The organism is bacterium (assembly GCA_014360495.1).
GTDB lineage: Bacteria > Armatimonadota > JACIXR01 > JACIXR01 > JACIXR01 > JACIXR01.
Map to the genome: position 1 here is coordinate 143180 of JACIXR010000007.1, position 13403 is coordinate 156582.

15 protein-coding genes are annotated in these 13403 nt (G+C 47.7%); 4 read left to right on the forward strand and 11 right to left on the reverse strand.

The features are described 5' to 3' along the window. Positions 1 to 2 precede the first annotated feature (2 nt). Genes H5T88_07445 through H5T88_07465 form a run of 5 tightly spaced genes read right to left on the reverse strand, consistent with a single transcriptional unit; the run spans position 3 to position 4427 of the window. Positions 3 to 704 carry an ABC transporter ATP-binding protein gene (locus H5T88_07445; GenBank protein ID MBC7330172.1) on the reverse strand — a complete coding sequence of 234 codons (702 nt, stop codon included), beginning with the start codon at positions 702 to 704 and terminating at the stop codon, positions 3 to 5. After that, entirely contained in the window at positions 704 to 1468 is a 765-nt protein-coding gene (locus H5T88_07450; protein ID MBC7330173.1) for an ABC transporter ATP-binding protein, read from the reverse strand. The genes H5T88_07445 and H5T88_07450 overlap by 1 nt, the downstream gene beginning before the upstream one ends. Next, the gene (locus H5T88_07455; protein MBC7330174.1) at positions 1465 to 2391 is read right to left on the reverse strand and encodes a branched-chain amino acid ABC transporter permease; all 927 of its coding nucleotides are present in this window, start codon (positions 2389 to 2391) and stop codon (positions 1465 to 1467) included. The genes H5T88_07450 and H5T88_07455 overlap by 4 nt, the downstream gene beginning before the upstream one ends. Continuing rightward, on the reverse strand, positions 2388 to 3287 hold the full coding sequence (locus H5T88_07460) for a branched-chain amino acid ABC transporter permease (GenBank protein MBC7330175.1): 900 nt from the start codon (positions 3285 to 3287) through the stop codon (positions 2388 to 2390). Before H5T88_07460 ends, H5T88_07455 begins: the two co-directional genes overlap by 4 nt. Continuing rightward, positions 3288 to 4427, reverse strand: a complete 1140-nt coding sequence (locus tag H5T88_07465) for an ABC transporter substrate-binding protein (protein ID MBC7330176.1) — start codon at positions 4425 to 4427, stop codon at positions 3288 to 3290. Between the two features lie 107 nt (positions 4428 to 4534). Here H5T88_07465 and H5T88_07470 point away from each other — a divergent pair, with 107 nt between their 5' ends. Then, positions 4535 to 4699 carry a hypothetical protein gene (locus tag H5T88_07470; protein MBC7330177.1) on the forward strand — a complete coding sequence of 55 codons (165 nt, stop codon included), beginning with the start codon at positions 4535 to 4537 and terminating at the stop codon, positions 4697 to 4699. Here H5T88_07470 and purE read toward each other — a convergent pair. The 5 genes from purE to H5T88_07495 are packed head-to-tail and all read right to left on the reverse strand — an operon-like array spanning position 4670 to position 9182. Then, the gene (gene purE / locus H5T88_07475) at positions 4670 to 5164 is read right to left on the reverse strand and encodes a 5-(carboxyamino)imidazole ribonucleotide mutase (protein ID MBC7330178.1); all 495 of its coding nucleotides are present in this window, start codon (positions 5162 to 5164) and stop codon (positions 4670 to 4672) included. The genes H5T88_07470 and purE overlap by 30 nt on opposite strands. Next, positions 5164 to 5598, reverse strand: coding sequence for a CBS domain-containing protein (locus H5T88_07480; GenBank protein ID MBC7330179.1), 435 nt, complete (start codon positions 5596 to 5598; stop codon positions 5164 to 5166). Before H5T88_07480 ends, purE begins: the two co-directional genes overlap by 1 nt. Positions 5599 to 5611: 13 nt before the next feature. Continuing rightward, a complete protein-coding gene (gene gltA, locus H5T88_07485) occupies positions 5612 to 7000 on the reverse strand; it encodes an NADPH-dependent glutamate synthase (GenBank protein MBC7330180.1) in 1389 nt (462 codons plus the stop codon). Further along, positions 6982 to 7806, reverse strand: a complete 825-nt coding sequence (locus H5T88_07490) for a sulfide/dihydroorotate dehydrogenase-like FAD/NAD-binding protein (protein ID MBC7330181.1) — start codon at positions 7804 to 7806, stop codon at positions 6982 to 6984. The genes gltA and H5T88_07490 overlap by 19 nt, the downstream gene beginning before the upstream one ends. Beyond that, complete coding sequence (locus tag H5T88_07495; protein ID MBC7330182.1) at positions 7806 to 9182, reverse strand: TrpB-like pyridoxal phosphate-dependent enzyme; 1377 nt, start codon at positions 9180 to 9182, stop codon at positions 7806 to 7808. The genes H5T88_07490 and H5T88_07495 overlap by 1 nt, the downstream gene beginning before the upstream one ends. A gap of 579 nt (positions 9183 to 9761) precedes the next feature. Here H5T88_07495 and H5T88_07500 point away from each other — a divergent pair. The 3 genes from H5T88_07500 to H5T88_07510 are packed head-to-tail and all read left to right on the forward strand — an operon-like array spanning position 9762 to position 12208. Beyond that, complete coding sequence (locus tag H5T88_07500) at positions 9762 to 10271, forward strand: 3-isopropylmalate dehydratase small subunit (protein ID MBC7330183.1); 510 nt, start codon at positions 9762 to 9764, stop codon at positions 10269 to 10271. 15 nt (positions 10272 to 10286) lie between these two features. Continuing rightward, complete coding sequence (locus H5T88_07505; GenBank protein ID MBC7330184.1) at positions 10287 to 11336, forward strand: isocitrate/isopropylmalate dehydrogenase family protein; 1050 nt, start codon at positions 10287 to 10289, stop codon at positions 11334 to 11336. After that, positions 11333 to 12208 carry a fumarate hydratase gene (locus H5T88_07510; protein ID MBC7330185.1) on the forward strand — a complete coding sequence of 292 codons (876 nt, stop codon included), beginning with the start codon at positions 11333 to 11335 and terminating at the stop codon, positions 12206 to 12208. Before H5T88_07505 ends, H5T88_07510 begins: the two co-directional genes overlap by 4 nt. On the opposite strand, the gene H5T88_07515 is transcribed toward H5T88_07510, so the two are convergent. Next, positions 12191 to 13393 carry a hypothetical protein gene (locus H5T88_07515; protein MBC7330186.1) on the reverse strand — a complete coding sequence of 401 codons (1203 nt, stop codon included), beginning with the start codon at positions 13391 to 13393 and terminating at the stop codon, positions 12191 to 12193. The two genes, H5T88_07510 and H5T88_07515, sit on opposite strands and share 18 nt — an antisense overlap. Positions 13394 to 13403 lie beyond the last annotated feature (10 nt).

Genomic DNA, 13403 nt, shown 5'->3' on the forward strand with positions numbered 1-13403 from the left:
CCTTAACCCCCAAGATATACGCTCTTAATCGCATCAATATCCTTCAACTCATCCGCACTTCCCTCAAGAACGATTTCCCCTTGCTGAAGGAGGGCAGCTCTATGGGCTATCTGCAAAGCCATATGAGCGTTTTGCTCAACGAGAAGAATCGTTATCCCCCTCTCCTCGTTTATCTCTTTGATATAGCCGAAGATGTTCCTGACAAGAAGGGGAGCAAGCCCAAGAGATGGCTCATCAAGGAGAAGAAGAGTGGGCTCGCTCATTAAAGCTCTCGCTATTGATAACATCTGTTGCTCTCCACCGCTCAATGTGCCGGCGAGTTGTTTAAGCCTCTCCTTCAAAATCGGGAAGAGAGAGAAAACCACTTCAAGATTCTTCTTTATCGCCTTTTCCTTGGTATAGCCACCCAAAAGCAGATTCTCCTCAACGGTCAGCTTTGAGAAGACCCTCCTTCCCTCAGGCACCTGCGATATCCCCCTCCTCACCCTCGCCTCAATTGGTAAATAGGTGATATCCTCGCCCTTGAAGAATATCCGCCCTGCCTTGGGAATAAGGAGACCGCTGATCGTCCTCAAAGTCGTCGTCTTTCCCGCTCCATTTGCCCCCAAAAGGGCGAAGATTTCTCCCTCCTTCACCTCAAAGGAGACTCCTCTTAATGCCCTAACAGCATCATAGTAAACATCTATGTTCTCTACCTTCAGCATTACTCCTGCTCACCTAAATACGCCTCTATAACGGCGGGATTGTTTGCTACTTCCTCGGGTGTCCCCTCGGCAATTACCTCCCCATAATTCAAAGCTATTATCCTCTCGCAATAGCCCATTATCATTCTCATATTATGTTCAATCAAAATTATTGTCAACTTGAATTCCCCTCTCAATCTCTGGAGTTCCTCCATCAGGGAGACAGCTTCCTGATGGCTTAGACCAGCAGCTGGCTCATCTAATAGGAGCAATTTGGGCTTCAAGGCAAGCGCCCTCGCTATCTCCAGCTTCTTCCTCTCTCCATAGGGCAAAACTTTGGCAGGTCTATCCTTATATTGCTTCAATTCCAATTTCTCAAGAAGCTCAAGAGCAATTTTGTTTAGCGTTTCCTCTCCCTTGCGGAAGGAGGGCAGTAGTAAGGGCGGTGCGATTGCGGGATAGGGAGAACCTACCGGGAGCTTGACATTATCAATGACGGAAAGGTGGGAGAAAAGACGAAGGTTCTGAAATGTTCTTGCTATGCCGAGACGAGCTCTTTTATGGGGTGGAAGAGAGGTTATGTCTTTCCCCTCAAAAACGATTTTCCCCTCTTGAGGGATAACCGCGCCAGTGATTGCATTGAAGAGGGTTGTCTTGCCTGCTCCATTTGGTCCAATAATCCCCAAAACCTCTCCAGGGAAAACGGAGAAAGACACGCCCTTTAGGGCAATCAGCCCGCCGAATCTAACAGTTAAATTTTCAACTTCCAAAATCGCCTCTTTCATTCCTTTTTGCCGAAAATCCCTTGGGGTCTCAGAATGATGAATATCATAAGCAGGGAGGCGAAGAATAACATCCTAATGAACTCCTTATTTTGATATAGGAGGGGATTCTGCTCCAAGAGAAGCCTCAATCCCTCCGGTAGGAGAGTGACAATCGCTCCGCCGATAGCTGCTCCATAGATTGTTCCCATACCACCTATAACGCCCATCAATATTATCTCAATTGATTTCATAAATGTAAACGAATCGGGATGGATGAAGGATGTCCAGTGGGCGTAAAGTGCTCCAGCTATCCCAGCGAGGCAGGCGCTGAAGGCAAAAGCTAGGACCTTGTATCTCACTATATCCACCCCCATCATCTGAGAGGCAACCTCATTCTCTCTTATTGACAGAAGTATTCTGCCTTGCTGAGATTTCAGAAGGGAAAGGCATAGCCAGAGGGAAATTGCCAGGAGGAAATAGACGGAGAAGAAAGAGGAAAGGATAGGAATTCCCTTCATCCCCCTCGCTCCGCCAAGGCTATTCATATTCAATATGGCAACCCTAACTATCTCCCCGAAGCCTAGAGTGGCTATAGCAAGATAATCCCCTCTTAGGCGAAGCGAGGGTATACCAACGAGGAAACCGGCGAGCAGGGAAAGGAAAGCGGAGAACAATATTGCGAAAATAAGCGGTATGTGGTAGTTCAAGGTGAGGAAGGCTGAGGAATAGGCACCTATAGCCATAAATCCTGCATGCCCTATTGAGAACTGCCCGGTTACGCCAGCGATTAAGTCCCAGCTTATCGCTAATATCGCGTTTATCCCCATAAGCACGATTATCTGGAGGGCATAAGGGCTGAAGAGGGAGGGATTGGAGAGAAAATAGTTCAGAATGAAGAGAAAAGGTATGGAAAGAAGGAAAATTATAAGCGCCCTTTTGCTCATATCTTCTCCACCACACCCTTGCCAAGAAGTCCTTGGGGACGGAAAAGGAGAATGAGGATGAGGACGAGGAAAGCGAAGAGGTCTCTATAGCTTGATGAGAGATAGGCTGATACCAGAGTCTCCGCCTCACCGAGCACGAAGCCTCCCAACATAGCTCCCGGTATGCTTCCTATTCCCCCCAAAACTGCGGCAACAAAAGCCTTCAACCCCGGCAGAAGTCCCATAAGGGGATTGATTTGGGGTGTATATAGGGCTACCATAACGCCAGCTATTCCAGCCAAGGAGGAGCCGAGGGCGAAAGTGAAGGAGAGGATTCTCTCCCGCGGTATCCCTAAGAGGGCGGACATCTCGCTGTCCTCCGCAACAGCTCGCATAGCCCTTCCCATCTTCGTCCTCATCACTATGATATGGAGAATCCCCATAAGAAAGAGAGAGGTTAGAATGATGAGTAGCTGGAGATTGGTGAAGAGGATACCGCCGACGGAATAATTTTTCAAAGGGATTATCTGGGGGAAGGAGCGAGGAGCAGCACCAAAGATGAAGAGTCCACCGTTTTCCAATAAAAGGGATATTGAGACAGCGACAATCAGGAGGGAAAGGCGTGGAGCCTTCTTCCGCCATAGAGAGCGATAGCCAAATCTCTCTATGAGAATACCCAGAAATGTGGAGAAAAGCATCGCTGAGAGGAAAACCAAAACAACACTGGGAAAGGAGGTTTTGTTTGGGAGAAGATTTGCGACAACTAATCCAGCAAAAGCTCCCGCCATAAATACATCCCCATGGGCGAAATTAATCAACTGCATTACCCCATAAACCATAGTATAGCCGATTGAGATTAAAGCATATATACCTCCCCAGGCTAACCCATTTACCAACTGCTGGATAAAGATGTTCATTTAGGGCTTGATGGTCGCGAAATAAATGGGCTTTTGTTGCTCTATCTTTAAGATGACGATTGGCTTTTGGGCATTCCTGTTTTCATCTATCGTTATATCGCCTGTTACTCCTGGGAAGTTAGTAGTGCTTGCCAACTGCTCCTTCACCTTTTCGCTATCTGTCGTTCCCGCCCTCTTAATCGCATCAGCCACAAGGCGAAGGGTATCATAACCTAATGCGGCTAAAGCGTCGGGCTCCTCGTTGTATTTCTTCTTAAATGCAGAAACGAATTCCTGCACTCGTGGCTCTTTTTCCACAGGGGAGAAATGGGTTCCGTAATATGTTCCCTCCGCATTCGCTCCCGCTATCTCTATCAACTTCGGTGAATCCCAGCCATCACCACCCAAAAGCATTGCCTTTATTGAAAGCTCCCTTGCTTGACGAATTATTAAGCCAACTTCGGTATAATATCCCGGGATAAATATCAAATCGGGATCGCTTGCTTTAATTGAAGTGAGTTGGGTGCGGAAATCCGTATCACCCGCCGTATAGGCTTGCTCATTGACTATTTCCCCACCCATTTCCTTGAATGTATTTGCGAAAGCAGAGGCGAGCCCCAAGCTGTAATCGCTCTTAACATCCTTCAAAATGGCTGCTCTTTTGGATTTGAGATTCTCAATGGCAAAGCGAGCGAGGGCAGAGCCCTGAAAATCGTCTATAAAACAAGTGCGGAACACGAAATCGCCTGTCTTGGTAACATCAACATTCGTTGCGGAAGGTGTGATGAGGGGGATTTTATATCTTTGACAAAGAGGGGCAATAGCGAGAGTGGAGGAGCTTACAACTTCACCTATTATGAGGTGAACCTTGTCCTTGGTGATTAGCTTCATAGCAACGGTCTGTGCTTCGTCCGACTTGCTTTCGTCATCTTCAATTATACATTCAACCTGCTTTCCCAAGATGCCACCCGCTCTATTTATCTCCTCAAGCGCAAGCTCCACACCCTTCCTCACGGATTGACCAAAAGTTGATTGCAGCCCTGTTAGAGGAAGAATAACCCCAATCTTAACGGTTGTCTCTTCCTGTTTTTTGCCACAGCTTGAGAGGAAAACAGCGAGAAAGATAGCGGATAGAAGAGGTATCACCAAAGCTCGCCTCAAATTTTACACCTCCTTTAAAAGAAATAACATAAAATATTATAACAGAAAATGGACGAGAGAAAAAGGAAAATGTATAATTCCCTAACATAGTTCTCCATTATTTGAAAGTGGTGCTGTATTTACCGATGGGTATTATTGGCATTGCGAGGAGCGAAATAAAAAGGCGTCTCGTCTTTGGTTTTTTAAAGAAAGCACCCCGCCATCTGCTTCGCAGAAGGCTCGCTATGACAAAGCAGGAAAAACTAACCGCCCTTCTCTACCTCTTCCGCTGATTTCTCAACCGCTTTTCTCATCTCCTCCTTTAATCTTAGGAGATGCTCTCTCAACTCGGGATATTTGAGGCTGAGGATTCTCAAAGCCAACAGACCAGCGTTTCTCGCCCCGTTTATCCCCACAGTTCCAACAGGAACCCCCGGCGGCATTTGAACTGTTGATAGTAAAGCGTCTAATCCCAATAAACTTCCTCCTATTGGCACCCCTATCACGGGAACCAATGTATGGGAAGCAACGACGCCAGCTAGATGCGCCGCCCCACCAGCTCCCGCAATCACCAAATCAAATTCTCCCGCCTCGCATCTCTCACAGAGCTCCCTCACCCTCTCAGGTGTGCGATGAGCCGAGGCAACAGTGAAAAGAACCTCCACGCCTGCCTCCTCCAATACCTTCTTCGCTTCATTCATCACCTCAAAATCCGATTTTGAACCCATCAATATGAGGACTTTGCCCTTCTTTCCCATCATTCAACCTCCTTTAGCGCTCGCAGAACTCCTCTCCTGCTCACAATTCCCACCAATTTCCCTTTATCGTCAACTACAGGCAAGCATTCAACCCTTTTTATGGCCATTAGGGAAAGTACCCTCATAAGGGGCGTTTCCTCCCTAACAACCAGCGGAGGGGTGCTCATCGCCTCGGCAACTTTCTTGCTCAAAGACAAAGCAGCCCTTTTCTCCTCCACTTCAGATAACAATCCTTCCTCGGCAAGCTCTTCATATGATAAGAGAACTGCCCTGATGATATCTCCCTGTGTTATATAGCCTAACACCTTCCCCTCCTCATCAGTCACAACCAATCCATCAACCCCGAATTCGTCCATCTTTTCCACCGCCTCCAAGAAGCTGTTCTCCTTGCCGATAGTATAAACGGTTCTCTCTATGATATCCTTTACCCTCATCTTCTCTCCTCCTTCATCTTCGGCTTGAGATGCCGAGATATTTTTTGATTGATTGTGCCGCTTTTTTAGCCATACCCATAGCGAGAATGACAGTCGCAGCTCCCGATGCAATATCTCCTCCCGCCCATACTCCCTCAAGGGAGGTCCTCATCTCTTCATCAACCAAAATCTCCCCTTCCCTTCCCCTCGCCAATCTAGGCTCAAGGGATGGAATCAATGGATTCGGTCTCTGCCCAATTGCCACAACTACAACATCCACCAGCAAGCTAATCGTCTCCTCCGTAGGGAAAACCTTTCTCCTTCCACTCTCATCAAGCTCATCTGATAGCCTCATCTTCCTGCAAATCAATTCCTTCTCCTCATTTCCCCTTATCTCCAAGGGCGATAAGAGATAGAGAAAGCGGATTCCCTCTTCCTTGGCGTGTTCTATTTCAACCCTCCTCGCCGGCATCTCCTCCTCTGTTCGCCTATAAGCTATGTAAACTTCATCGGCGCCGAGCCTCAAAGCAACCCTCGCGGAATCCATAGCAACATTCCCACCACCTATTACCGCCACCCTCTTCCCTCTCTTTATCGGAGTGCCATATTGAGGGAAGAGGTCAGCACGCATCAAGTTGACCCTCGTGAGGAACTCATTCGCTGAATATACCCCCTCTAAATTCTCTCCCTTTATTCCAAGGAGCTGGGGCAATCCTGCACCCGTAGCGATGAACACGGCATCAAATCCCTCTTTGGTTCTCAAATCGGAAAAAGGAATCGTCCGTCCAACTAGCACATTACCCTCCATCCGCACCCCCATATCCTTTAACCTTTGAATTTGCCTATCTATAACCGCTCTAGGCAGACGAAAGGATGGGATGCCATATCTCAAAACTCCACCGAGTTGATGAAGAGCCTCAAAAACGAAAACCTCTACCCCATCCCTCGCGAGTTCAGCGGCGCAGGTCAATCCCGCGGGACCGGAACCAATCACCGCAACCCTTTTAGGCTTAGGCGGACCATTGCTTTCCTCTTCTGCTTCCCCACCATAATCCGATGCAGCTCTTTCAAGCGCCCCTATGCTAATTGGAGCGCCCAATCTTCCCAAAACGCATTTGCTCTCGCATTGATATTCACTTGGGCAGACCCGCCCGCAGATGGAGGGAAGAAGATTCTTCTCCTTTATCTTCAACAAAGCCCCTTTGAAATCCCCTTCCTTTATCCTCTCTATAAAAGCCGGTATCTCCACTCCCACGGGGCAACCCTCAACGCAGAGGGGACGACTGCATCCTAGACATCTTTTCGCTTCCTTTATAGCCTCTTCCTTAGAGTAGCCGAGGCTTACTTCTTCGAAATCCTTTACTCTTTCCCCAACTGGTCGCTCGGGGATGGGAGTCCTTTTCTCTATATCCTTGCCTTCCATTCCTCCAACGCCCTTCTTTCCTCTTCTTTATACATAGCGAGACGTCTTTTTAGGTCAGCGAAATCCACCTGATGAGCGTCAAATTTCGGACCATCAACACAGGCGAACTTCGTCTCCCCTCCCACCTTTACCCTGCAGACACCACACATCCCCGTAGCATCAAGCATCAAGGGATTTAGAGAGACAATCGTCTTTATTCCAAAGGGGCGAGTGAGATTCGCCACCGCCTCCATCATCGGAACCGGTCCTATGGCTATAACTAAATCAATCCTTTCACTTTTCAACAACCTACTTAAAACACCCGTAACGAATCCCTTCTCTCCATATGAGCCATCATCCGTGCACACAAGAAACCTATCGCTCACGCTCTTCGTTCTATCCTGAAGGATTAGCAAAGAAGCGGTCCTCGCCCCGATTATTGAAATCACTTCGTTTCCCGCCTCCCTCAATCCCCTCGCGATGTTGTATATAGGAGGAATCCCCAATCCTCCACCTATGCAAACAACCAGTCCATATCGCTTGATTTCCAAGGGCTTTCCCAATGGTCCAAGAAGGGCATAGGGTTCCTCCCCCACTTCAAGACTTGCCAGCTCGCTCGTTGTCCTTCCCACCACTTGAAAAACTATCTCAATTGTTCCCTTATTCCTATCCCAATTATGCAGGCTGATGGGTATGCGCTCGGAGGTCTCGTAGGGCATCAAGACGACGAACTGCCCTACCTGTGCGCTCCTCGCTACCCGCTCAGCCTCTATTTCGAGCAGAACCACCCCCTCCGCAAGAGGCTCCTTGCGAATTATCTTGCCCATTATTCTTCCCTTCCTATGCTCTTCAGGAACTCTCTGAGCTGTTTTATCGCCTCCTCTACTTTTTCCTCAGGATAGACGAAATCCTCCAACTTTCCAGACAAATAATCGTCATATGCGGCCATATCGAAGTGCCCATGCCCTGAACCGTTAAAGAGAATGACCTCCTCTCTTCCCTCCTCCTTACATCTTAAAGCTTCATCTACGACGAATTTTATCGCGTGCGCCGTTTCGGGGGCGGGAATATAGCCCTCCGTTTGAGCGAACAAAACTCCAGCCTCAAAAACAGCTTTCTGAGGGTAGGCAACAGCCTCTATAATCCCTTCCTTATAAAGCAAGCTTACAAGGGGAGCCATTCCGTGATAACGCAATCCGCCAGCGTGAATTGGGGAAGGAATGAAGTTATGCCCCAAAGTGAACATCTTTAAAAGAGGAGTTAAGCCAGCGACATCGCCGAAGTCATAAGTGTAAATTCCCTTTGTCACGCTCGGGCAAGCCGTTGGCTCAACGGCTACAACTCTTATATCCCTCTTCCCCTGCAGTTTATCCATAAGGAAGGGGAAGGATAGCCCAGCGAAGTTTGAGCCACCGCCTATGCAGCTGGTCACTACATCAGGCCACTCCCCAATCATCTCAAACTGCTTCCTCGCCTCCAAGCCGATTATTGTCTGATGGAGGAGGACATGGTTTAAAACAGAGCCAAGGGAGTAATTCGTATCTTCGTGCTTAAAGGCATCCTCCACCGCCTCGCTTATTGCTATCCCCAAGCTTCCCGGGCTCTCAGGATTCTCCTCAAGGACTTTCCTTCCCGATTCCGTCCTATCGCTCGGGCTGGGATAAACATCCGCTCCCCACAATTGCATAAGCACCCTTCTATAAGGCTTCTGATGATAGGATACCTTCACCATATAGACCGTGCAATCTATCCCCATAAATTTGCAACCCATAGCCAAAGCGGAACCCCACTGCCCCGCTCCAGTCTCCGTCGTCAATCTCTTCACCCCTTCTATCTTGTTATAATAAGCTTGGGCGACCGCAGTGTTTGGCTTATGGCTTCCCGCAGGCGAAACCCCCTCCCACTTGTAATATATCCTTGCGGGAGTTTTTAGCGCCTTTTCCAAATTCCTCGCCCTCATCAAAGGGGTGGGTCGCCATAATCTATAGACTTCTAAGACTTCATCTGGTATATCTATCCAGCGCTCCGTTGACATCTCTTGCTCAATAAGTGAACGAGGGAATATCTTAAGGAGAACAGAAGGGTCAAGTGGACCTCCCGTGACGGGGTCTAAGGGTGGAGGTGGAGGCGTGGGCAAATCGGCTACGATATTGTACCACTGTCTGGGCATCTCCTTCTCGCTGAGATTAATCTTCAAATCCATTAAAAATCCTCCTTTCTTAACATAAACTTTATGAAATTATAATGGGCTTTTTAGCCGTTGTCTATTTTAAAGTAAAAATACCCTGTTTTATAATAATAGGGCTTCCTATTGTCATTTCTTCCCCGTGTATATCCCCTTTCCTTATCGTTCTTTTGTAAAAAAGAGCAGATTCGCCAGATTCCACTCAACTCATCCTCTCCTTACCAATAGCATTTCGGGCTTTCCCTCATCCTGCTGATGATAAAAGCTTCTCTACGAGAAATGATAAAGCTTCCCTTGAAAGAAGTTCTTCCACCTCTTTTACACTGGTCGGGGAAACGGATGCACAACTCATATCATAAATTTAAAACCGAGCTACTCCAGAAAAAGGTAGCAAAGGAAAGCTTTTGGCGTTTCAAAAAAACATAATTCTCAAGAAGACCTAAAAAATCCGACTAAGAAAGATTCTTCTTGGGGTTTATAGTGAAGCAATATGGGAAATCTCCTAAGGGGTCTCAAATATTATTGAATTGCCCAAAAATTTGACCATCCCATCCCTTTCCCTTATACTTTTAAATATAAATCTTCAAGGAGGTTTCTATGGTTATCAGAGGATTTGCAAGGAGATTGCCCATAGATGATGATATAAACACTGATTACATCATCTCGGGACGATATAAGTTTCAAACTGAGGACATCTCCCAGATGGCTCGCCATATATTTGAGGATTTGGACCCAAACTTCTTTGAGAAAATCAAAGAGGGAGATGTCGTAGTTGCGGGCAAAAACTTCGGCTGTGGCTCTTCAAGGGAGCAGGCTCCCCGTGCCCTCAAAGCAGCGGGAATATCCTGCGTTATAGCCCAATCCTTCGCCCGCATATTCTACCGCAACTCCTTCAATATCGGTCTCCCCTTGATTGAGGCGGAAACCAAGGACATCCCCGATGGCGAACCTCTGGAGATAGATTTGGATAAGGGAATAATAAGATTACTCAATTCCCAAAAGGAAATTCCCTTTAAACCCATTCCTCCCTTTATGCAGAGGCTCTTATCCGATGGAGGACTCGTTCCCCATCTCCTCAAGCATAAGGGCTTCGCTATTGAGGATTGAAAAGGAGGTCTGATGATGCACAAGGTAACTTTCATTCCCGGAGACGGAATCGGACCGGATGTCGCTTTAGCTGCAAAAAGAGTCGTTGAGGCTACGGGAGTTGAAATAGAATGGGAGGAGAAAATAGCGGGCGAACCGGCAATAGAGAAATACAACACGCCTCTTCCCGACGACACACTTGATTCAATTAAAAGAAACAAGGTAGCGTTCAAGGGTCCAATCACCACGCCCATAGGCGGAGGCTACCGCTCCGTCAATGTTCTCCTTCGCCAGCTACTCAATTTATACGCCTGCGTTCGCCCTGCCCGCTCCATCCCTGGCACAAAAACCTCCTTCCAAAACATAGACCTCGTCGTGATTAGGGAAAACACAGAGGATGTCTATGCGGGAGTTGAGTTCCCTCCTCACTCTGAGGAAGCGAAGAAGATAATAAGCCTCTGCGATGGGAAGGTAAGGGAAGATTCCGCCATCACATTGAAGCCGATTTCATTCTATGCCTCCGAGAGAATCGTGAGGTTTGCTTTCCGCTATGCAATTGAACATGATCGGAGAAAGGTTACCTGTGTTACAAAAGCGAATATTATGAAGTTCACAGATGGTTTATTCTTGGAAGCAGCGAGGAAAGTGTCCGAGGAATTCCCTCAGATAGAATTTGAGGAGCGTCTCGTGGATAATATGGCTATGCAGTTGGTCCAAAAACCCCAACTCTACGATGTCCTCGTAACTCCCAATCTCTACGGCGATATACTCTCCGACCTCTGCGCCGGTCTAATCGGAGGGCTTGGTGTTGCTCCGGGAGCGAATATAGGAGATGAAGCAGCTGTCTTTGAGCCCGTTCACGGAAGCGCCCCAAAATATAAAGGCATGAACAAGGTCAATCCCACCGCGGCCATCCTCTCCGCCGCTATGATGCTGGATTACCTAGGAGAGAAGGAAGCAAGCCAGAGGATTGAGAAAGCGGTCAGGGAAGTGATAGCGGAAGGGAAATGGGTCACTTACGATTTAGGAGGGAACGCCTCAACCACGGAAATGACTGAGGCGATAATTGACAAATTGGGTGGATGAACGAATCCAATATAGTTGTTCCCAGCACATTAATCAGGGATATAGTTTATAAACTCACCTCCCAAGCAAGCGTTTCCCTCCATCCCCGCTACTACGAGGAGCTTTTAAAAAGGCTTCCCGAGGAGGATTCTCCAAATGCCCAGTGGGTTCTTGAGCAGTTGGTAAAAAATGTAGAGGTGGCGAAAAGAGAGAATCTCCCCCTTTGCCAGGACACGGGCTATGTTCTAGTATTCATAAAAATAGGAGAAGATATCTGTCTTCCGAAGGATATCAAATCGTCTGCCGACGAGGGAGTTCGCCTGGCATTTAAAGATTCTCTCCTCAGAGCCTCTATGGTCGCCCATCCTCTCAATAGGGTCAATACTAAGGACAACACACCGGCAATCCTCCACATAGAGAAAGAAGACATAGATGGAATGGAAGTTGATGTTATGCTTAAGGGTGCTGGCTCCGAGAACGCATCCGCCTTAAAGATGCTCTCTCCCAGCGAAGGGATGCGGGGCGTGAGGAGATTCATCCTCCAAACCCTAAAAAAAACCGCTTGGAACGCCTGCCCTCCACTGGTTTTGGGGATAGGGATAGGGGGAACGATGGAAAAATCTGCTTATTTAGCCAAGAAAGCGATTTTGCATTGGGCGAAGGGAAAGGACTTAAACGAATGGGAAAGGAGCTTGAGGGAGGATGTGAACAAACTGGGGATAGGACCTGGCGGAGTGGGAGGGAAGCTGACCTGCCTGGGGGTGAGCATAGAGACCGCCCCCTGCCACATAGCTACCCTGCCCGTCGCCTTGAATGTCCAATGCTACGCTATGCGAATCTCCAGCCTTCGCTTATCCAGAGAAGATATACTCGCCTCACTTGAGTCTGTATAAATGAACATCGTAGGGTTTGAAATCATCCTGAAACCTTCCATCCTGAAGGGGAATCTCCCTCTTCTCGCCTAAAACCTCAACCTTCCCTTTCCCCTTCATCCCCTTTATCCGGAAATCCGCTCTTGTCTGCCCATTTCTCATTCCCACAGCAAATATATAAACCGTTCCTCCGTATCGCTTGACCATTATATGCACCGGCACATCTGGATTGGTGGATTTCACTTCTACGAGGTCCGAAATCGTGGGGCTATTTAAAACGGGAGCTAACTCCTTTATCTGCTGGTTTATCGCACTGACCTCGGCGAGCATTTCGGGGTCTTCCAACAAAGCTGCTTCAATGAACTTAGGTTTGAATTGATGGACAAAGTAAATCAACCCCATTGAACCATGTATCAATGACATCCACACCTCAGCCCTAACCTGGTGAGGACTCGGCTTCTTCTCAAGATTGGATATGCGTGTGCATTCAATGCAATTCCAGACAATCTTCTCACCATCAGTTGATTTATTCCAATTCACCCAATTGAATAGTCTCATCACACCCTTTGCCACATACCAGAGAAGATTTTCATTATTCAAACCAGCAACGGGATAGACATCAAAGGAAACGATATCGCACCCCTTCACATAGGTGAAGTAATCATCGGGATGTGCACCTGGACCTCTTCCTACCCAAGTGTCGTTTGCTACTCCCTGCCCGAGGTTCAAGAGAATCGGCCTATCAGGGTCCTTTTCCCTCATCTTCTTATACCTATTTATTATTTCCTCGGGAGGAACTGGACCACCGTAAACGGGGTTTCCTCTTTCATTCCTCCCTATTACCTGCGCGTTATCGGGCTCATCCTGATGCATCCACCCCACGATTATGGGGTCATCAAGGTGGCGAAGACCAACCTCGTTCTGGTCACATATCACCATCATTTTTGCCTTGCGAAGCTTCTCCAACTGCTCCTCTGTTGGTCCCTTCCACAGACCAATATACATATTGAAGCCAGCCTGTTTATAGCGCTCCGCATTATCGGGATTCTGAAGCCAGACCGCAATGGGGAAGAAATTTGGGTCCTTGGGAGGTCCTTTCTTCCAGCGAGAATAAGGATTCATGGGGACATCCGCCCTAGTGTTTATAATCAAAACCTCGCACAAGAGGGCAAAAACAATTAAGACAAGCATTGTTCCGAAACGCATCTCCTTTCGC